Raw genomic sequence first — 20,209 nt, forward strand, 5'->3', positions numbered from 1 at the left:
AAGTGCGCGCGCGACGGTGGCACGATTGCCGCCCATGAATCCACCCGCCGCATCCGCTGCCGCCGCGAGCACGCTGCTCACGGGGCTCGCACCCATCGTGTCGCCCGCCACCGTCGTGCTGATCCTCGGCAGCTTCCCCGGGGTCAAGTCGCTCGAACGGCAGCAGTACTATGCACACCCCCAAAACCAGTTCTGGAAGATCTTGCAAGCCGTCTGGCCCGAAGTCCCCTTGCCGTCGGGCATAGACAGCTACGCGCAGCGCTGCCGGTGGCTGCTCGACCGCGGCCTGGGCGTGTGGGACGTGTACGGCGCCTGCGAGCGCGAGGGCAGCCTCGATTCGGCCATCCGCGCGCCCGTGGCGAACGACATCGCCGGGCTGCACCTGCCAAAGCTCGCGGCCATCGCGCACAACGGCGGCGAGAGCTTCAGGCACGCACGGCACACGCGCACCCTCGGCGTGCCGGTCTACCCGCTGCCTTCCACCAGTCCCGCCAATGCGTCGTGGAGCTTCGAGCGCAAGCTCGCGGCCTGGCGCGAGGTCTTCGCCGCCCACCAACTCGTCTGATGGCATCCAGCAAAATTCCCGCCGTTCTTCCTGAAGTCAATTTCTCCGACTGGGGCGACATCCGCTACCTGCACCTGGGCACCGAATGGGTCCAGGGCTCGATGAAGCTCGACGCCCCCTTCGAGATCGAACTCGAATACGTGCAGCGCATGATGGCCTGGTTGCTGTTCGCCGACAGCAAGACCGTGGCCAGCCGCCATGCGATGCAGCTCGGTCTGGGCGCGGCCACGCTCACCAAGTTCAGCCGCAAGATCCTGCGCATGCGCACCACCGCGATCGAGCTCAATCCGCAGGTGGTGTCGGCCTGCCGCGGCTGGTTCAAGCTGCCGCCGGACGACCCGAAGCTGCGCGTGGTGATCGCCGATGCGGCCGCCGAGATCCGCAAACCCGAATGGCACGGCACGGTCGATGCGCTGCAGGTCGACCTGTACGACCACGAGGCCGCCGCACCCGTGCTCGACAGCGAAGACTTCTATGCCGACTGCCGCGCGCTGCTCACCGAGGACGGCTGCATGACGGTCAACCTCTTCGGCCGCTCGTCGAGCTATGAGCGCAGCCTCGAAAAGATCGCCGGCGCCTTCGGTGCCGATGCCGTCTGGGCCTTCAGGCCGACGCGCGAAGGCAACACGGTGGTGCTCGCGCAGCGCACGCCGAGCCGCCCGAAGCGCGAGGCGCTTGCCGAGCGCGCCCAAACGATCCAGACTCGCTGGAGCCTGCCCGCGCCGAAATGGCTGCGGGTCTTCAAGCCCCTGAATATTTCACTTACCCGACCTGCCGGCTCATGAGCGTTGTTCCCGCTGTTTCTGCTCCCGCCCCCCTGGCTGCTCGCCACGAAGGCCCGCTCGACCTGCGCCGCCTGATCGAATGGCTGGCTACCGACGGCGTGATCTCGCCCATGGAGGCCAAGCGCACCATCGCGCGCTGCGCCCAGGCCGAAAGCCGGCAGGCGCCGCTGGTGCGGCTGGCCAACGTGGCCATGACGCGCGAGGGCGACGGCAAGCCGCTCGATCTCGAAATGCTCACGCAATGGCTCGCGGGTCGCGCCGGGCTCACGTACCTGCGCATCGATCCGCTCAAGGTCGACGTGGGCAAGGTGGCCGACACCATGAGCGCTGCGTATGCCGAGCGTCACAAAGTGCTGCCGGTGCAGGTGCTGCCCAACGAGGTGGTGGTGGCCACGGCCGAGCCCTTTCTCACCGACTGGATCGCCGAGGTCGAGCGCCAGTCGCGCCGCGCGGTGCGCCGCGTGGTCGCCAACCCGGCCGACATCCAGCGCTACACGGCCGAGTTCTTCGCGCTCGCGAAGTCGGTGCGCGCCGCGCAGAAGGCCGGCGGCAACACCGGCGGCGCGAGCTTCGAGCAGCTGGTGGAGCTCGGCAAGAGCAACAAGCAGCTCGACGCCAACGACCAGAGCGTGGTGCAGGTGGTCGACTGGCTCTGGCAGTACGCCTTCGACCAGCGTGCGAGCGACATCCACCTGGAGCCGCGCCGCGAGCAGGGCGTGATCCGCTTTCGCATCGACGGCATCCTGCATCCGGCCTACCAGATGCCGATGGGCGTGATGAACGCGATGGTCGCGCGCATCAAGCTGCTGGGCCGCATGGACGTGGTGGAAAAGCGCCGTCCGCTCGATGGCCGCATCAAGACCCGCAACATGCGCGGCGACGAAGTCGAAATGCGCCTGTCGACCCTGCCGACCGCGTTCGGCGAGAAGATGGTGATGCGCATCTTCGACCCCGACACCGCAGTGAAGGACCTCGACGCGCTGGGCTTCTCGCAGCACGACGCGCAGCGCTGGGAGCAGCTGGTGACGCGGCCCAACGGCATCATCCTGGTGACCGGCCCCACGGGCTCGGGCAAGACCACCACGCTGTACTCCACGCTCAAGCGCGTGGCGACCGAAGAGGTCAACGTGAGCACGGTGGAAGACCCGATCGAAATGATCGAGCCGTCGTTCAACCAGACGCAGGTGCAGCCGCAGCTCGACTTCGGCTTCACCGAAGGCCTGCGCGCGCTGATGCGGCAGGACCCGGACATCATCATGGTCGGCGAAATCCGCGACCTCGCCACCGCCGAGATGGCGGTGCAGGCCGCGCTCACCGGCCACCTCGTGTTCAGCACGCTGCACACCAACGATGCGCCGAGCGCCATCACGCGGCTGATGGAGCTGGGCGTGCCCTCGTACCTCATCAACGCGGTGATGCTGGGCGTGCTCGCGCAGCGGCTGGTGCGCACGCTGTGCCCCAACTGCAAGCAGCCCGACGACACCGTCACGCGCGAGAAGCTCGAGACCATCGTCAAGCCGTGGCAGATCACGGGCTCGGTGCGCGCGTACAAGCCCGTGGGCTGCGTCGATTGCCGCATGACCGGGTACATGGGGCGCATGGGCCTCTACGAACTGCTGAGCATCAGCGAGGCGTTCAAGGGCAACGTGACCAAGGAGCCCAACCTCGCGGGTCTGCGCCGCCAGGCCGTGATCGACGGCATGCGTCCGCTGCGGCTGGCCGGCGCGCTGCGCGTGGCCGAGGGCGTGACCACCATCGAGGAAGTGCTGAGCGCCACACCGCCACTGGAATAGTCTTCCGCCCCAGGACCCTGAGTCCTTTCGGGTTATCCCTAGGCCTTTCGTTAGTGGAATCCACATCAGGCTGACCGGAGGCTGACTCGACAATCCCGCATCGAAATTTGTTCGAGGAGACTGTTCGTGAAGATCAAGAGTCAGAAAGACTTTTTCTCGGGCCTGATGTTCACGGTGGTGGGTGTGGCGTTCGCATGGGGCGCCACCACCTACACCGTGGGCAGCGGAGCCCGCATGGGTCCGGGTTATTTCCCGTTGATGCTCGGCATCCTGATGGCCCTCATCGGCCTCGGGATCATGTTCAGCGGGCTCACCGTTGAAACCACCGACGGCGAGAAGATCGGCAAGTGGGCCTGGAAGCAGGTGGTGTTCATCCTGGGCGCCAACCTTGCATTCGGCATCCTGCTCGGCGGCCTGCCGAGCATCGGCGTTCCCGCCATGGGCATGATCATCGCCATCTACGCGCTGGTGATCATCTCCAGCCTTGCGGGCCATGAGTTCAAGCTGCCCAGCGTGCTGATCCTGGCCACCGTGCTGGCCATTGGCAGCTATGTCGCATTCATCTGGGCGCTGAAGCTCCAGATCCAGGTCTGGCCGACCTTCATCACCGGCTGAGAAGAAAGCTGCTCACATCATGGAATTGGTTGAACACCTCTCGATGGGTTTTGGCGTTGCCTTTACCTTCACCAACCTGCTGTACTGCCTGATCGGCTGCATCCTGGGCACGCTGATCGGCGTGCTCCCGGGCATCGGCCCGGTCGCGACCATCGCGATGCTGCTGCCCGCCACGTACGCGCTGCCGCCCGTGTCGGCGCTGATCATGCTGGCCGGCATCTACTACGGCGCGCAATACGGCGGCTCCACCACCGCGATTCTGGTCAACCTGCCCGGCGAGTCTTCGTCGGTGGTGACCGTGATCGACGGCTACCAGATGGCGCGCAAGGGCCGTGCGGGGCCCGCACTCGCCGCTGCCGGCCTGGGTTCGTTCTTCGCGGGTTGCGTCGGCACGCTGATCCTGGCGGCCTTCGCACCGCCGCTGACCGAACTGGCCTTCAAGTTCGGTCCGGCCGAATACTTCTCGCTGATGATCCTGGGCCTGATCGGCGCCGTGGTGCTGGCTTCGGGCTCGCTGCTCAAGGCCATCGCGATGATCGTGCTGGGCCTGCTGCTGGGTCTGGTCGGCACCGACGTGAATTCGGGCGTGGCGCGCTACAGCTTCGACATTCCGGAGTTGACCGACGGCATTGGTTTCGTGGCCATCGCCATGGGCGTGTTCGGCTATGGCGAAATCATTGCCAACCTTTCGCGCCCCGACGACGAGCGTGAAGTGTTCACCGCCAAGGTCTCGGGCCTGTTCCCGACCAAGGAAGACTTCAAGCGCATGCTGCCCGCGGTGCTTCGCGGCACGGCACTGGGCGCGGCACTGGGCATCCTGCCCGGCGGCGGCGCGCTGCTGGCAGCCTTCGCGGCCTACACGATCGAGAAGAAGACCAAGCTGAAGCCGGGCGAAGTGCCCTTCGGCAAGGGCAACATCCGCGGCGTGGCGGCCCCCGAGTCGGCCAACAACGCCGGTGCGCAAACCTCCTTCATCCCGCTGCTGACGCTGGGCATTCCGCCCAACGCGGTGATGGCGCTGATGGTGGGCGCCATGACGATCCACAACATCCAGCCCGGCCCGCAGGTCATGACCAGCAACCCCGAGCTGTTCTGGGGGCTGATCGCCTCGATGTGGATCGGCAACGCGATGCTGATCATCCTGAACCTGCCGTTGATCGGCATGTGGATCAAGCTGCTGTCGGTGCCGTACAAGTACCTGTTCCCGGCGATCGTGCTGTTCTGCGCGATCGGCGTGTACTCGACCAACAACAACACCTTCGACATCTGGATGGTGGGCATCTTCGGTCTGGTGGGCTACAGCTTCTTCAAGCTGGGTTGCGAGCCTGCTCCGCTGCTGCTGGGTTTCATCCTGGGCCCGATGATGGAAGAGAACCTGCGCCGCTCGCTGCTGCTGTCGCGTGGCGACTGGAGCGTGTTCGTGACGCGCCCGATCTCGGCGAGCCTGCTGGCTGCGGCTGCGCTGCTGCTGATCATCGTGCTGCTTCCGGCTGTGAAGTCGAAGCGAGAAGAAGCCTTCGTCGAGGAGTGACGGACAGAGTTCCCTCGCGGGACTTCGGAAAAAACGGCGCTTCGAGCGCCGTTTTTCATTTCTGTGTGCATCGCTTCGGGGCGCGTGTGCAGGCCACCGGGTAACTCCCTCCGCGAATGTCCCCCGGCCTGCGGCCTCCTCCTTTATTTCGCTGCGTGAGTCACCCGATGCCCTGCGCACGAGGGCACGCTGCTGATGCTCGCCGATCAAAACCCGGGTCATGTCCTACGGCCTGCTCGCCCGTGGCGGCTTCATGTGCTGTCGCGCCATCGCCAGGAAGGCCATCCCCGCCGGGCTCAGCGGATGCTTGGCCAACCGCACGGCGACCACCGGGTACTCCAGCGTGGGCCGCGTCACGCCCACGGCGCGCAGGTTGGCTGGCATCAGCACCTCCACGTAGCGCGGCAGCAGCGCCACCCCCGCGCCTGACTGGATGAGGCCGAACGCCGTCGACAGCATCGACACGTGATGCACCACGCGCGGGTACACGTTGGCCATGCTTGCGAGCTGGCGGCTCACGGCGCGCCACACGTTGGCGTCGGGGTTGACGTGGATGAAAGGCAGCGCTTCCAGGTGCCGGGCCTCGACCGTGGCGTGTTGTGCCAATGGATGGTCGTCCCGCACGAAGAGCGCCATGCGCTCCGAGAACAGCGGCTCCGTCGCCAGCTCCGAATGCTTCTGGCCGATGTCCGAGCCGAAGCCCAGGTCGGCCTCCTGCGAGAGGATGCGCGAGATCATCTGCTCCGCCGTGCTGTCGAGCAGCGTGGTCGCGAGCGTCGGATGCTTCTGCGAAAAGCGCCCGAGCAGCGGCGGCAGCAGGGCGCCGGCCGTGAGGTGGCCCACCGCGAGCACGATGCGGCCTTCGCGCAGCTGCGATTGCGAGCGGCAGGCGCCCACGGATTCATCGATCAGCCGCAGCGCCCGCACCGCCGTGTCGACCATCATCTGGCCCGCGTTGGTCATGCGGATGCGGCGCCCGCGCACCACCAGCGGCTGCGCCAGCTCTTCTTCCAGCCGCTTGATCAGGTGGCTGATGGCGGGCTGCGTGAGCTGCAATGCCTCGGCCGCGAGCGTGAAGCTGCCCGTCTCGGCCACCGCCGCCAGCGCCCGCAGCTGCTGCAGCGAGATCTCTTCCGCGGTGCTTCTTGTCATAAGCAGTGTTTATAGTTGAATAAGCGGAATTATCTGGCTTGATGCGCCGCTGCTGCATAGCATCAACTTCTCGTTCACAGGCACAGATCCCGCACATGAAACGCCTCCAGTTCCTCCAGGTGCTTGCCGTCGCACTCGGCGTGGCCGCCTCGTCCACCAGCCTCGCGCAGGGCTATCCGAACAAGCCGATCCGCCTGATCGTGCCGTTCCCGGCGGCCGGCGCCACCGACCTCTTCGCCCGTACGCTGGGGCAGAAGATGGGCGACAAGCTCGGCACCACGCTGGTGGTCGACAACAAGCCCGGCGCGGGCGGCGCCATCGGCTCCGACCAGGCCGCCAAGGCCGCGCCCGACGGCTACACGATCCTGCTGGCCACCACCAGCACGCACTCGATCGGCCCGGCCGTCAGCAAGCTGCCCTACGACACGGTGCGCGACTTCACGCCGATCGCGCACGTGGGCGATGCGGCCAGCATCATGCTGGTGCCCGTGAATTCGCCCGCGAAGACGGTGCGCGAGTGGATCGACTACGCGAAGAAGAACCCCGGCAAGCTCAACTACGCGTCGAGCGGCAACGGCACCATCGTGCAGCTCACGGCCGAGCTGTTCAAGGCGCAGGCCGGCGTGTTCGTCACGCACATTCCCTACAAGGGCACGGCGCTGGCCATTCCTGACCTGATCAGCGGCAAGGTCGACGTGCTGTTCGATTCGCTGCCCACCGGCATGCCGCACGTGCGCGACGGCCGTCTGCGCGCGCTGGGCGTCACCTCGCTCAAGCGCAGCCCGCTGGCGCCCGAGCTGCCGCCCATCGCCGATACGCTGCCGGGCTACGAGTCGAACACATGGTTCGGCTTCTATGGCCCGAAGAACCTGCCGGCGGACATCGTCGCGAAAATCAACAAGGCGGCCAACGAGGCGCTGGCCGACCCCGAGGTGAAGGAAAAGCTCGCACGCCTGGGCATCGAGTCCGCGGCGCCGGGCACGCCCGAGCAGTTCGCGAAGATGGTGGCAGCAGACGCCGCCAAGTGGAAGAAGATCGTGGTCGACCGCAAGATCACCAACGAATAAGGCAAGGCACACCGACATGAACTTCGACTTCAACAATCCGTACCTCTCCACCCGCATCCCGATCTTCGCGCGCAACGTGGTGTCGACCTCGCATCCACTGGCCTCGCAGGCAGGACTGCGCATCCTGCAGCAGGGCGGCAACGCGGTCGATGCCGCCATCGCCACCGCCGCCGTGATGACGCTGGTCGAGCCCGTGAGCAACGGCCTGGGCAGCGACGCCTTCTGCATCCTGTGGGACGGCAAGGAACTGCACGGCCTGAACGCCTCGGGCCCCGCGCCCAAGGCCTGGACGCCCGAATACTTCAAGGCCAAGTACGGCGCTGACGCCACGACGCCGCCGATGCGCGGCATCGACTCGGTCACGGTGCCGGGCGCGGTGCGCGGCTGGGTCGCGATGAGCGATCGCTTCGGCAAGCTGCCGTTCGCCGACCTGCTCGCGCCGGCCATCGACATCGCCGAGCGCGGCTACCTCGTGCCGCCGGTGGTGCAGGGCAAGTGGGCCGCGGCCACGCCGGTGCTGCAGTCGCAGCCGGGCTTTGCGCAGACCTTCCTGCCCTGGGGCCGTGCGCCCGAGATCGGCGAGCTGTTCCGCTTCACGGCCGCTGCGCGGGCGCTGAAGGCCATCGCCCGCACCAAGGGCGAGGCCTACTACAACGGCGAGATCGCCGAGGCGCTCGCGAAGTTCTCGAAGGAGCAGGGCGGCGCGCTTACCGTGGCCGATCTCGCGGCCTACCAGCCCGAGTGGGTCAAGCCGATCTCGCGCGACTACCGCGGCCACACGCTGCACGAGATTCCGCCCAACGGCCAGGGCATTGCGGCGCTGATCGCGCTGGGCATCCTCGAGAAGTTCGACATCGCCTCGCTGCCGGTCGACTCGGTCGCCTCGCAGCATCTGCAGATCGAGGCCATGAAGCTGGCCTTTGCCGACGTGTACCGCTACGTGTCGGAGCCATCGTCGATGACGGTGACCCCCGCGCAAATGCTCGATGACGCCTACCTCGCATCGCGTGCGAGACTCATCGACGTGAAAAAGGCTCAGGACTTCAAGGCCGGCAACCCCGTGAAGGGCGGCACCATCTACCTCACCGCGGCGGACGAGCGCGGCATGATGGTGAGCTTCATCCAGAGCAACTACATGGGCTTCGGCTCGGGCTGCGTGGAGCCCGAGTTCGGCATCAGCCTGCAGAACCGTGGCCACGGCTTCAGCCTCAAGGCCGAGAGCCCGAACGTGGTGGCGCCGGGCAAGCGGCCGTTCCACACCATCATCCCGGCCTTCCTCACGAAGGACGGCCAGCCGGTGATGAGCTTCGGCGTGATGGGCGGCAACATGCAGCCTCAGGGCCACATGCAGACGCTGGTGCGCATGCTCGACTACGGGCAGAACCCGCAGGCCGCGTGCGATGCGCCGCGCTGGCGCTTCAACGCGGGGCTCGAGATCAACGTCGAGGCCGCGATGAACCCGGCCACGGTGCAGGGCTTGCGCGACCTGGGCCACCACCTCGACGTGATCGACGATTCGTACCAGGACTTCGGCGCCGGCCAGTTCATCTGGCGCGCGGGCGAGCCGTCGGTCGAAGGCTACGTGGCCGCGAGCGACCCGCGCCGCGACGGTCTCGCTGCAGGCTACTGAGGATCAAGGGATGATCGGGGAATGAACAAGACAGCCGCATCGATCGGCATTCCCCCTCACCAGGGCGCAAAGAAAGGCGTTGCGTCCGGCCTGATCCTCGCCACGCTGGGCGCTATCGCATTCAGCGGCAAGGCCATCATCGTCAAACTCGCGTACCGCTACGGCGTGGACGCCGTGACGCTCATCATGCTGCGCATGCTGTTCGCACTGCCGCTGTTCGCGCTCATGGCGTGGTGGGCGGGGCGCGGCAAGCCGGCGCTCACCGGCCGCGACTGGATCGGCGTGATCGGGCTCGGCTTCTCGGGCTACTACCTCGCGAGCTTTCTCGACTTTGCCGGGCTGGCCTACATCTCGGCCGGCTTCGAGCGGCTGATCCTGTATCTCAACCCCACGCTGGTGCTGTTCTTCGGCTGGCTGCTGTACCGGCGCCATCCGACGCGCCCGCAGGTGCTGGGTATGCTTGTGAGCTATGCCGGCGTGCTGCTGGTGTTCGGCCACGAACTCTGGACCGGCGGTGGAGGCAAGGGCGGCGGCGCGGCGGCCTGGGGCGCGTTCCTGGTCTTCCTGAGCGCGGTGAGCTATGCGGGCTATCTGGTCTACAGCGGCGAGTTCGTCAAGCGCCTCGGGTCGCTCAGGCTCGTGGGCCTGGCGACCACCGTGGCTTGCCTGCTGTGCATCCTGCAGTTCGTGCTGACGAGGCCGATGAGCGCGGCGATGCAGGTGGCGCCCGAGGTGATCTGGCTGTCGGTGCTCAACGCCACGCTGTGCACGGCGGTGCCCGTCCTCATGGTGATGATGGCCATCGAGCGCATCGGCCCTGCGGTGGCCGCGCAAACCGGCATGATCGGGCCGCTGTCGACCATCCTCATGGGGGTGGTCATACTCGGCGAGCCGTTCACCGCGTGGATCGCGGCCGGCACGGTGCTCGTGATCGCGGGCATCTTCGTTTTCACACGCAAGGGGCGCGAAGCCCCTGCACGATAGGAGCGACAACATGGATCTGGGTATCGCAGGCAAGACCGCGCTGGTATGCGGCGCGAGCAAGGGCCTCGGCTACGGCTGCGCCGAAGCGCTGGTGCGCTAAGGCGTCAACGTGGTGATCGTGGCACGCGGTGCCGAGGCGCTGGAAGCGGCGGCGAAGAAGCTGGCCGAAGCGGCGGGTGCATCGGGCGCTGCGTTCGTCAAGCACGTGGCGGCCGACATCACGACCGAAGCCGGCCGCGCGGCCGTGTTCGCGCTCGGCCACGACTTCGACATCGTCGTCACCAACGCGGGCGGCCCGCCGCCGGGTGACTTCCGCAACTGGGACCGCGAGGCCTGGATCAAGGCGGTCGACGCGAACATGCTGACGCCGATCGAGCTCATCAAGGCCACGGTCGATGGCATGGCCAAGCGCGGCTTCGGACGCATCGTCAACATCACCTCGAGCTCGGTGAAGTCGCCCATCGACATCCTCGGCCTGTCGAACGGCGCGCGCAGCGGCCTGACCGGCTTCGTGGCCGGCGTGGCGCGCACGCCCATCGCGGCGCAGGGCGTGACCATCAACAACCTGCTGCCGGGCTCGTTCGACACCGACCGCCTCAAGGGCACGATGGCCGGCGCCGCGCAGAAGTCGGGCCAGGACTTCGACACCGTGTGGGAAGCCCGCAAGAAGAACATCCCGGCCAGACGCTTCGGCACGCCGGCCGAGTTCGGCGCCATCTGTGCCTTTCTCTGCAGCATGCAGGCCGGCTACATGACCGGCCAGAACGTGCTGGCCGACGGCGGGGCCTACCCGGGCACGTATTGAGCTCGCCCCCAGGCTTCGCGCACTTCGTGTCGCTTCGCCTTCCCCCTACCGGGGGCAACACCAGCGGCCCGGCAAAGCCGGTTCCGCGGTGTTCGCTTGAAGAGGGCGTTGTTGAATCAGCGCCGTGACGATACCGCGATCCCGGCCACGATCAGCAGGAACGCCGCGCCGTGGTACCAGTGCGGCGGCTCGCGCAGGAAGGCTGCCGAAAGCACTGCCGCGAACAGCGGCGTGAGGTTCATGAAGATGCTCGCCGCCTGCGGACCCGCGCGCTGCACGCCGGTGCCCCAGCAGCGGTAGGCCACCACCGCGGGGCCGATGCCGATGAACAGCATCGCGGCAATGAGCGGCCAGCCCAGGTCGATGTGGGCGGGTGTCAGCGTCCATTCGCCGGCGGCCAGCGCGCCCGACCACGCGAGGCCGAACACCAGCTGCGCCATCAGGAACGCGGCCCAGTCCTGCCGCAGGGCCCTGGGCTCGTTCGTGCGTGCCAGCAGCCAGCTGTAGAAGGCCCAGGCGATGGTGCCCAGGATCATGTAGAGGTCGCCCGGCACCAGCCGCAGCCCGAGCAGCTGCCGCCACTCGCCGCGGCTGAGCACCAGCAGCACGCCCGCCATCGACAGCAGCGCGCCGAAGATCTCGCGGGAGCTGACGCGTGCGGCGAAGAACAGCGTGCCCACCGCGAGCATCCACAGCGGCAGGCTGGAGCCGACCAGCGTGACGTTGATGGGTGTGGAGGTCTGCAGTGCGAGGTACTGGAAGGCGTTGTACAGGCCGATGCCGAGCAGCCCGAGCACGGCGTAGCGCTTCCAGTGCGCCCACACCGGGCTGCCGCGGCGCAGCACCGGCGTGGCCAGCGGCAGCAGGAGCGCGAACGCGACGACCCAGCGCACGAAGTTCAGCGTGAGCGGCGAAACCAGCTCTCGCACCAGCCGGCCGACCACGGCATTGCCGGCCCAGAGCAGCGGAGGAACGACAAGCAGGAGGACGGTGGAGGGGGCAAGGCGCCGGTGCTGAGTCTGCATGGCGGCCGACTCTACCCGGGCAATGATGTCCCGCGCCGCCACGGGAAACCCAAACATGGCAGGATGCCCCTCCCTCTTCTTTTCCTGTACGTGGAGACTGCAACGATGATGAGCAAAGCCGTCCGTATCGACCGCAATGGCGGCCCCGAAGAACTGAAGATCGTCGACGTGGAAGTCGGCGAACCCGGCCCCGGCGAGATCCGCATCCGCCACAAGGCCGTGGGCCTGAACTTCATCGACACCTACCAGCGCAGCGGGCTCTACCCGTTCCAGATGCCGCTGCAGCTGGGCATGGAAGCCTCGGGCATCGTCGAGGCGGTGGGCGAGGGCGTGACGCACCTGAAGCCTGGCGATCGCGCAGCCTATGCCAGCCCGCCGCCCGGCGCCTACTGCGAGTTGCGCGTGATGCCCGCCAAGTGCGTGTGCAAGCTGCCCGACGACATCTCCTTCGAGACCGGTGCGGCCATGATGCTCAAGGGCCTGACCACGCAGTACCTGCTGAAGAAGACGCTGCCGGCCGAAGGCCTGCAGGCCGGTGACTTCATCCTGTTCCACGCGGCGGCCGGCGGCGTCGGGCTCATCGCCTGCCAGTGGGCCAGGGCGCTCGGCCTGCAGCTGATCGGCACGGCCGGCAGCGACGCCAAGTGCAAGCTCGCGCTCGACCACGGCGCGGCGCATGCCATCAACTACAGCACCGAAAACTTCGCGGCGCGCGTGAAGGAGATCACCGGCGGCAAGGGCGTGAAGGTGGCATACGACTCGGTCGGCAAGGACACCTACGAAGGCTCGATCGACAGCCTGCGCCCCTTCGGCCTGCTGGCGGTGTTCGGCAACGGCTCGGGACCGGTGCCCCCGATCAACCTCGGCACGCTGGCGTCCAAGGGCTCGCTCTACGTGACGCGGCCGACGCTGTTCACGCACATGGCCACGCGCGAAAGCACGCAGGCGATGGCCGACGACCTGTTCGCGGTGGTGCGCAGCGGCGCGGTGAAGATTCCGATCGGACAGCGCTATGCACTGGCCGACGTGCAGCAGGCGCACCGCGACCTCGAAGCGCGCAGGACCACCGGCTGCACGATCCTCACGCTCTGAATCCGCGGGCGCGGGGGCGCCAGCCTTGTCCTACCCGGCGTGGAGTGTCATACCTTCGACTTGTGCCGGGTGCAGTTTGTAGGCTGTGAGCACAGCGCAGAGGCAAGCCGTCATGACCACCGTTCGCACTTTCATCGTGGAAGACAACCCCACCATCCGCAAGAACCTCATGGGCGCGCTGCGCGAGGTCGCGCGGGTCGATCCTGTGGGCGAAGCAGAGTCGGAAGAGGAGGCCTCGCGCTGGCTCTCATGCAACCTGTCGCAATGGGACCTGGCCATCGTCGACCTGTTCCTGAAGGACGGCACGGGCTTTAGCGTGCTCGAGGCGTGCCGTCACCGCGGGCCGGCGCAGAAGATCGTGGTGCTCAGCAACTTCGCCACGCCCGACATGCGGCGCAGATGCGCCCAGCTCGGTGCCGATGCCGTTTTCGACAAGGCCACCGAGATCGAGGACCTGATGGACTATTGCCTGCGCCGCCGTCAGGCGCAGTTCAGTTCACCGGCCGCACACTGAGGCGGGGGCATTTCTTCGCCGGCCGGCAGCGATGCCGGGCTTCGCCGAAAATTGCCCCCAGGGCGCGAGGAGCACGCGCCGGGCTCCGCGAAGTGGCGACGAGATTCATGCGCGGAAATCACACATTCCCTTGCTGAGTCGGCCTGCGCGCTTGCGGCGCGTGGCGCCCAGGTTCCATTCATGTCCCGCTCCCGCTTCCTTCCCGACAACTTCACCTTCGCGCTGCTCTCGGTGGTGACCCTTGCCAGCTTGCTGCCCGCGAGCGGGAAGCTGGGGCATCTCTTCGAGCTACTCACGAGCACTGCCATCGGCCTGCTGTTCTTCCTGCACGGGGCCAAGCTGTCGCGCGAGGCGATCATGAACGGCCTCATGCACTGGCGGCTGCACCTGCTGGTGTTCGGCAGCACCTTCGTGCTGTTTCCCGTGCTCGGGCTGGCGCTCAAGCCGCTGCTGTCGCCACTGGTGACGCCAGGGCTCTACACCGGCGTGCTCTATCTCTGCGTGCTGCCGGCCACGGTGCAATCGGCGATCGCCTTCACGGCCATGGCGCGGGGCAACATGCCCGCCGCCATCTGCAGCGCATCGGCGTCCACCCTGCTGGGCGTGTTCATCACGCCGGTGCTGGTCAATCTCGTGGTGTTGCCGAATGGTGGCCATGCGAGCTCGTCGCTGGATTCGATCGGCCGCATCCTGCTGCAGCTGATGGCGCCGTTCGTGCTGGGGCACCTGCTGCGGCCGTGGATCGGCAAGTGGATACAGCGCCGCGCTGCGGTGCTGAAGTTCGTCGACCAGGGCTCGATCCTGTTGGTCGTCTACACGGCGTTCAGCGCGGCCGTGATCGAGGGCCTGTGGAAGCAGGTGCCTGCCCACGCGCTGATCGGGCTGCTGGTGGTGTGCGCGGTGGTGCTGGGGCTGGCGCTGAGCCTCACGACCCTGCTGGCGCGCAAGCTGGGTTTCGACACCGAAGACGAGATAACGATCGTGTTCTGCGGCTCCAAGAAGAGCCTGGCCAGCGGTATACCCATGGCCAAGGTGCTGTTCGCCTCTCACGCGGTGGGCGCGATCGTGCTGCCGCTGATGCTGTTCCACCAGATGCAGCTGATGGTGTGCGCCGTGCTGGCGCAGCGGTACGCGCGGCGCGGGCGCGAGGCGGCCCTGTTGAAGACCGCCGAGTAAGACGCTACCCCTCGATCTTCCCGAGCCGCGATTCCCTCAGCCGGCTGGGCGCCAGCGCCCCGGCCGACTCCAGGATTGGGTACGCGATCGAGCAGATGTGCGAGTTGATGCGCTTCAGGTCGCTGATCAGATCGATGTGCAGCGAGCTCGTCTCGATGCTCAGCGTGGTGCGGTCCGACAGCCGGTCGAGGTGGGTCGTCGCATAGGCCCGCTCCAGGTCGCGAAAGCGCACCTTCTCTTCCAGGAGCTTCTGCGCGTCCCGCACGTTGCCGTTCAGGAACACGCTCATGCTCAGCCGCAGGTTGGCCACCAGCCGCCCGTGCAGCTCGACGATCTCCGCCATGCCGGCCTGCGAGAAGTTGCGCTGCGGTTTGATTTTCTTGTCTTCCACATCGATGATCACGCGCTCGATGATGTCGCCGATCTGCTCCATGTTGATCGTGAAGCTGATGATGTCGGTCCAGCGCCGGCTTTCCTCCTCGCCCAGCGCCTCGCGCGAGATGCGGGTCATGTAGTACTTGATGGCCGAGTACAGCTGGTCCACCGTGTCGTCGAGCTGCCTCAGCTCCTGCGCGAGCCTCAGGTCGTTGTGGCGGATCACGTCCAGCGTGCCGATCAGCATGGTCTCGACGATGTCGGCCTGGTGCAGGGCTTCGCGCGCCGCATTGGAGATGGCGAGCGACGGCGTCGACAGCGCCGAAGGATCGAGGTGGTGCGGCCGCGTGGTGCCGGCCGGCTGCTGCGGCACCGGCAGGACGCGCGTCACCAGCCTGGCGACCCACTGCGTGAGGCCGATGAACCCCACGCTGATCACCACGTTGAACGCCAGGTGGAACAGCACCACGCCATGCGTCTGGTTCGGCAGCTCCGGCTGCACGTAGCGGATCCACAGTCCGATGAAGGGCGCGACGATGGCCACGCCCAGTGCCTTGAACAGCAGGTTGCCCACCGTCACCTGCCGCACCGACACGGCCGACTTGGCCGTGGTCAGCACCGCCAGCAGGCCGCTGCCGAGGTTGGCGCCGAGCACCAGGCCGAGCGCCACGTCCAGCGGCACCACGTTCGACGTGGCCATGGCCGCGACCAGCAGCACCACCGCGAGGCTCGAATAGGCCACGATGGCCAGCACCGCGCCGACGGTGATTTCGAGCAGCACGTCGCTGCTGATCGACGCGAGCAGTGCGCGCACGGCCGGCGAGGAGAACAGCGGCTCGGTAGCCTCCACCACCAGCTGCAGCGCGAGCAGCATCAGGCCCAGGCCGATCAGCACCCGGCCCACGCGCCCCGCCACGGTGGCTGAACGCGTGATGAACAGCACCACCCCCACGAAGATGAACATCGGCGAGAGCCACGAGAGGTCCGCCGAGAACAGCACCGAGATCAGCGCCGTGCCCACGTCTGCGCCCCGCATCACCGCCAGCGCCGCCGGCAGCGTGACCAGGCCCTGCCCGACGAAGGACGAGGTCATGAGCGAGGTGGCGGTGCTCGACTGCACCAGCGCCGTCACGCCGATGCCCGAGAGGGCGGCCGTGAAGCGGTTGCGCATGCTCTGGACGAGGATCTTGCGCAGGTTGGCGCCGAACACGCGCAGCACACCGGTGCGGACCAGGTGCGTACCCCACACCAGCAGGGCCACGGCCGCCAGCAGATTCAGGAGATGCTTCATGGGGGGGCGGGTTCTGTCCTTTTCGTTTTGGTTCGTTTCGCCCCCATTTTCCACAAGCGGGCGCTTCAGTCGATCAGGGCTCCGTTGTCGTGGAAAGGATAAGGGCCTTCGAAGCTGCCGGAGGCCGCCAGGTGGGTGACCAGCCGGCGCCCGCGCGCGGACCAGGCGTGCACCCGGAAAGAAGGCGGCTCGAGCGTCCAGGCCGATTCGGCGTCGGGCCCGAGGTCGAGGCAGACCTGGTGGGCTTGCGCCGGAGAGGTCGAGGCGATGGTGCCGCCGAAGCGCACGTCGATGGCCCGGTGCAGGTGGCCGCAGATGATGCGTTCGACGTTCGGGTGGCGCGAGATCAGGGCTTCGAGCGCGTCGGCGCCCTGCAGCAGGCCGATCTCGTCCATGTGGCCGATCAGCGTTTCGAAGGGCGGGTGGTGCATGGCGACCACCACGGGCTCGCCGCGGCAGGCGTCCAGCTGCGCTTCGAGCCAGCCCAGGCGCTTCTCGCACAGCGAGCCATGGCTGGCGCCGGGCACGCAGGTGTCGAGCGTGAGCAGCCGAAGGTCGCCGACGCGCACCGAGTACTGGATGAAGCCGTCGGTGTCGGCGCCCGTGCCGAGATAGGCGTGGCCGGGGAAGCTGCGGCGCAACTGGTCGCGGTCGTCGTGGTTGCCCGGCATCAGGTAGACCGGCATGGTCAGCGGGGCCAGCAGGCGGGCAAGGTGCTCGTATTCGGCGGCACGGCCGAAGTCGGTCAGGTCGCCGGTGATGACCACGGCATCGGGCTGCTGGCGCAGCGCCAGCACCGACTGCACGGCGCGTTCGAGGTACGGCGCGGTGTCGATGCGGCCATAGGCCAGCCGGCCCGGCTCGCGGATGTGCAGGTCGGTCAGCTGGACCAGGAAGGTGTTTTCTGCTGTTGTCGTCATGCGCTGTTCTCCTGCGACGTCATCAGGCGGTCGGGGTGGATGTGAAGGCCCACCGCGTCGCCCGGTCCGAATGGATTGTCCCGCCCCACGTCGGCCATCAGCACGGGCTGGTCTTGAACACGCAGGTGCAGCTGCACGCGGTCACCGAGGAAGGTGCGGCGTTCGACGGTGGCGGCGCCTCAGCCAGGCTGGGGCGCACCGACCTCGATGTCTTCGGGCCGAACGAGCAGCGTCGCATGGCCCCGCCACGCCGACGGGCAGGGCAGGGCTGACCCTCCGAGTCGGACAACGCCTTGCGCGATGGCATCGGCCTCGCGCTCCAGCCGGTTGACCCGGCCCAGGAACTCGGCGACGAAGGAATGCGCGGGCGCGCGGTAGAGGTCTTCGCCGCGGCCCACCTGCACGATGCGGCCGGCGCGCATCACGGCGAGGCGGTCGGCGATGGCCAGCGCTTCCTGCTGATCGTGCGTGACGTGGATGGCCGTGATGTGCAAGCGGCGCAGCAGTTCGGCCAGCTCGTCGCGCAGCGATTCCTTGAGCTTGGCGTCGAGCGCGGCCAGCGGCTCGTCGAGCAGCAGCACGCGCGGGCGCACGGCCACCGCGCGCGCCAGGGCCACGCGCTGGCGCTGGCCGCCGGAAAGCTCGGCGGGGCGCTTGTTCTCCAGTCCGCCGAGGCGCACGAGGTCGACCAGCTCGCCGACGCTGCGCTTTTCTTCATCGGGCGCCACGCCGCGAATGCGCAGCCCGTAGCCGATGTTGGCCGCGACCGTCATCTGCGGAAAGAGCGCATAGCTCTGGAACACCATGCCCACGCCGCGGTGCTCGACCGGGCGCTGCGTGACGTCCTGCCCGCCGAACACGATGCGGCTGCCCGCGTCGGGCGATTCCAGCCCGGCGATCAGCCGCAGCAGCGTGGTCTTGCCGCAGCCCGAGGGACCGAGCAGCGCCAGCACTTCGCCGGCTTCCACGTGCAAGTCGGTGGGCTGCAGGCCGCGCGTGCCGTCGGCGTAGGTCTTCGCACAGTTGGCGATATCGATGGGAATGCGTTCAAGTTCCATGGCGTTTCTGCATCAGGTTGGCAAGGTACTGCAGAGCCCACAGCACCGGAAGAATGACGGCGAAGAAGACCAGCGTGTAGGCCGATCCGATCTCGATGCGCATCGAGGCATAGCTGTCGGCCAGGCCCACGGGCAGCGTGCGCGTGAGCGGCGTGTGCAGCATCCACGTGAGGTTGAATTCGCCCACCGACAGCGTGAACACCATCAGGCTGCCGGCCACGATGGCCGGGAACACCGCGGGCACGAGGATGCCCATGAAGCGCTGGCGGAAGTTCGCGCCCAGCGAGCGGGCCGCCTCCTCGAGTGCGAGCAGGTCGTCGCGCTGGAAGGCCGAACTCACGGTGCGCACCATGAACGGCAGCGTGAACACCATGTGGCCCACGAGGATGAAGGCGAAGCTCTGGCGGAAGGCGGTGAGCTGGCCATAGGCGAGGATCAATGCGAGCGCCGTCGCAAGGCCCGGCACCGCGACCGGCAGCGTCAGCAGCTCCTCGAAGACGCGTGCCGCGCGCGAGCGGCTGCGTGCCAGCGCATAGGCACAGGGCACGCCCAGCAGCACGGTGCCGACGACGCAGGCCACGGCCAGTGCGAGCGACCAGCCGACGGTGCCGCCGTAGTTCTCCCACACTTCGCCGAGCCAGCGCAGCGTGAGGCCGCTCTTGAGGCCCATGCTGTAGTTGTTGACCAGCCCGGCCATCACCGACAGCAGCATCGGCGCGATCATGAAAAGGCTCACGATGACCGTGACGGCGAGCAGGAAGGGCGCTTTGGCCTGGGTGTTGGTTCGCATGGTGCGTGGGCCCTCAGCGTGCGACGGGATTCGCGCCAAAGCGGCGCGCCACGAACAGCACCAGCCAGGTCACGATGCCCAGCGAGATCGACAGCGACGCGGCAAGCGCGAAGTTGGCGTAGTTGGTGAACTCGTTGTAGATGGTGATCGGGATCACTTCGAACTTGCTGGCCAGCGTGAAGGCCGTGCCGAAGGCGCCCATCGAGGTGGCGAAGAGGATGGCGCCGCAGGCCAGCGTGGTAGGTGCAAGCTCGGGCATCCACACGTCACGCGCTACGCGAAGCCGCGAGGCGCCGAGTGAACGCGCGGCTTCTTCGAGCTGCGTGTTCATTGATTCGGCCGCTGCCGCGTAGGTCGCGATGGCGCGCGGCAGCGAGAAGTACAGGTACGCCAGGAACAGCCCGAGCAGGCCGTAGGCGAAGGTGATGCGCTCGCCGAAGAGGCTGTCGCTGAGGTCGGCCACCACGCCTTGGCGCCCGCCGAGCAGGATGACGAAGAAGCCGATGATCACGCCCGGAAATGAAAGCGGCAGCGTGAGCAGCGACAGCAGCACGCGCTTGCCGACGAAGGCATGGCGCGCGAGGTAGATGCCAACGGCCGCGCCCAGCACCAGCGTGGCCAGCGTCACGGCCACCGAGAGCGCGACGGTGTTGGCCATGCTCGTGAGGTAGCGCGCGTCTGTCAGCACCGCGAAGTAGGTGGCCCAGCCCTTGTCGGCGGGCAGCGTGAGAAGACGCACGACCGGCAGCAGCCAGAAGGCCGCGAAGAAGGCGGCCGCGGGTGCCGCGCAGGCCAGCAGGCGCCAGCGTGGGTTCCAGGAGGTGTCGGACTTCATCTCAAATATCGCCTCGCGTTGTGTTTCGGGGTGATTTGTTCAGGGCGCGTGCACAGGCCGCCGGGTACTCCCCTCCGCGAATGTCCCCCGCTTCGCTCCTCCTTTATTTCGCTGCGGGGAGCACCCGACGCCCTGTGCACGAGGGCACGCTGCCGGTGTGCGCCGATAAACCAGTGCTCTGAACGATCACGACGGCGGGGTGCCTT

The 20,209-nt window shown here is 67.4% G+C and carries 17 protein-coding genes and 2 pseudogenes; 12 read left to right on the forward strand and 7 right to left on the reverse strand.

Translation table 11 applies throughout. The features are described from left to right. Positions 1-34: 34 nt before the first annotated feature. From ACEOAB_RS05575 to ACEOAB_RS05595, 5 genes are all read left to right on the forward strand, one after another. The gene (locus ACEOAB_RS05575; RefSeq protein ID WP_413748435.1) at positions 35-565 is read left to right on the forward strand and encodes a DNA-deoxyinosine glycosylase; all 531 of its coding nucleotides are present in this window, start codon (positions 35-37) and stop codon (positions 563-565) included. Next, complete coding sequence (locus tag ACEOAB_RS05580; RefSeq protein ID WP_056586306.1) at positions 565-1,350, forward strand: class I SAM-dependent methyltransferase; 786 nt, start codon at positions 565-567, stop codon at positions 1,348-1,350. Before ACEOAB_RS05575 ends, ACEOAB_RS05580 begins: the two co-directional genes overlap by 1 nt. Continuing rightward, the gene (gene tfpB / locus ACEOAB_RS05585; RefSeq protein WP_056586309.1) at positions 1,347-3,143 is read left to right on the forward strand and encodes a type IV pilus assembly ATPase TfpB; all 1,797 of its coding nucleotides are present in this window, start codon (positions 1,347-1,349) and stop codon (positions 3,141-3,143) included. Before ACEOAB_RS05580 ends, tfpB begins: the two co-directional genes overlap by 4 nt. A gap of 126 nt (positions 3,144-3,269) precedes the next feature. Continuing rightward, positions 3,270-3,758, forward strand: a complete 489-nt coding sequence (locus tag ACEOAB_RS05590) for a tripartite tricarboxylate transporter TctB family protein (protein WP_007837406.1) — start codon at positions 3,270-3,272, stop codon at positions 3,756-3,758. A gap of 19 nt (positions 3,759-3,777) precedes the next feature. Then, complete coding sequence (locus ACEOAB_RS05595; protein WP_413748434.1) at positions 3,778-5,289, forward strand: tripartite tricarboxylate transporter permease; 1,512 nt, start codon at positions 3,778-3,780, stop codon at positions 5,287-5,289. Positions 5,290-5,514: 225 nt separating this feature from the next. On the opposite strand, the gene ACEOAB_RS05600 is transcribed toward ACEOAB_RS05595, so the two are convergent. Continuing rightward, positions 5,515-6,441, reverse strand: a complete 927-nt coding sequence (locus ACEOAB_RS05600; RefSeq protein ID WP_413748433.1) for a LysR family transcriptional regulator — start codon at positions 6,439-6,441, stop codon at positions 5,515-5,517. A 95-nt stretch (positions 6,442-6,536) separates the two neighbouring features. Between ACEOAB_RS05600 and ACEOAB_RS05605 the strand changes: the two genes are divergently transcribed. The 4 genes and pseudogenes from ACEOAB_RS05605 (at position 6,537) to ACEOAB_RS05620 (ending at position 10,927) form a co-directional block, all read left to right on the forward strand. Next, positions 6,537-7,508: a Bug family tripartite tricarboxylate transporter substrate binding protein gene (locus ACEOAB_RS05605; RefSeq protein ID WP_413748432.1), complete on the forward strand. Its 972-nt coding sequence runs from the start codon at positions 6,537-6,539 to the stop codon at positions 7,506-7,508. A gap of 16 nt (positions 7,509-7,524) precedes the next feature. Further along, positions 7,525-9,138: a gamma-glutamyltransferase family protein gene (locus ACEOAB_RS05610; RefSeq protein ID WP_056586322.1), complete on the forward strand. Its 1,614-nt coding sequence runs from the start codon at positions 7,525-7,527 to the stop codon at positions 9,136-9,138. A 21-nt stretch (positions 9,139-9,159) separates the two neighbouring features. Next, on the forward strand, positions 9,160-10,122 hold the full coding sequence (locus ACEOAB_RS05615; RefSeq protein WP_056586324.1) for a DMT family transporter: 963 nt from the start codon (positions 9,160-9,162) through the stop codon (positions 10,120-10,122). 10 nt (positions 10,123-10,132) lie between these two features. Continuing rightward, a pseudogene (locus tag ACEOAB_RS05620) lies at positions 10,133-10,927 on the forward strand (SDR family oxidoreductase). Positions 10,928-11,043: 116 nt separating this feature from the next. Here ACEOAB_RS05620 and ACEOAB_RS05625 read toward each other — a convergent pair. Beyond that, positions 11,044-11,952 carry a DMT family transporter gene (locus ACEOAB_RS05625; RefSeq protein WP_413748453.1) on the reverse strand — a complete coding sequence of 303 codons (909 nt, stop codon included), beginning with the start codon at positions 11,950-11,952 and terminating at the stop codon, positions 11,044-11,046. Positions 11,953-12,060: 108 nt separating this feature from the next. Between ACEOAB_RS05625 and ACEOAB_RS05630 the strand changes: the two genes are divergently transcribed. From ACEOAB_RS05630 to ACEOAB_RS05640, 3 genes are all read left to right on the forward strand, one after another. After that, on the forward strand, positions 12,061-13,044 hold the full coding sequence (locus tag ACEOAB_RS05630) for a quinone oxidoreductase family protein (RefSeq protein ID WP_413748452.1): 984 nt from the start codon (positions 12,061-12,063) through the stop codon (positions 13,042-13,044). Between the two features lie 112 nt (positions 13,045-13,156). Next, positions 13,157-13,558: a response regulator gene (locus ACEOAB_RS05635; protein WP_413748431.1), complete on the forward strand. Its 402-nt coding sequence runs from the start codon at positions 13,157-13,159 to the stop codon at positions 13,556-13,558. Between the two features lie 180 nt (positions 13,559-13,738). Continuing rightward, the gene (locus ACEOAB_RS05640) at positions 13,739-14,734 is read left to right on the forward strand and encodes a bile acid:sodium symporter family protein (RefSeq protein ID WP_413748430.1); all 996 of its coding nucleotides are present in this window, start codon (positions 13,739-13,741) and stop codon (positions 14,732-14,734) included. A 4-nt stretch (positions 14,735-14,738) separates the two neighbouring features. Here ACEOAB_RS05640 and ACEOAB_RS05645 read toward each other — a convergent pair whose 3' ends face one another. The 5 genes and pseudogenes from ACEOAB_RS05645 to ACEOAB_RS05665 all read right to left on the reverse strand — a co-directional run bounded on the left by ACEOAB_RS05645 (position 14,739) and on the right by ACEOAB_RS05665 (position 20,003). Next, on the reverse strand, positions 14,739-16,400 hold the full coding sequence (locus ACEOAB_RS05645; RefSeq protein WP_413748429.1) for a Na/Pi cotransporter family protein: 1,662 nt from the start codon (positions 16,398-16,400) through the stop codon (positions 14,739-14,741). Between the two features lie 65 nt (positions 16,401-16,465). Continuing rightward, positions 16,466-17,320, reverse strand: a complete 855-nt coding sequence (locus ACEOAB_RS05650; RefSeq protein WP_413748428.1) for a phosphodiesterase — start codon at positions 17,318-17,320, stop codon at positions 16,466-16,468. After that, positions 17,317-18,378, reverse strand: a pseudogene (locus ACEOAB_RS05655) (ABC transporter ATP-binding protein). The gene ACEOAB_RS05650 and the pseudogene ACEOAB_RS05655 overlap by 4 nt, the downstream one beginning before the upstream one ends. Then, positions 18,368-19,168, reverse strand: coding sequence for an ABC transporter permease (locus tag ACEOAB_RS05660; protein WP_413748425.1), 801 nt, complete (start codon positions 19,166-19,168; stop codon positions 18,368-18,370). The pseudogene ACEOAB_RS05655 and the gene ACEOAB_RS05660 overlap by 11 nt, the downstream one beginning before the upstream one ends. Before the next feature lie 13 nt (positions 19,169-19,181). Further along, a complete protein-coding gene (locus tag ACEOAB_RS05665) occupies positions 19,182-20,003 on the reverse strand; it encodes an ABC transporter permease (RefSeq protein WP_413748424.1) in 822 nt (273 codons plus the stop codon). Positions 20,004-20,209: the final 206 nt, after the last annotated feature.

It is taken from the genome of Variovorax sp. Varisp53, assembly GCF_059491555.1.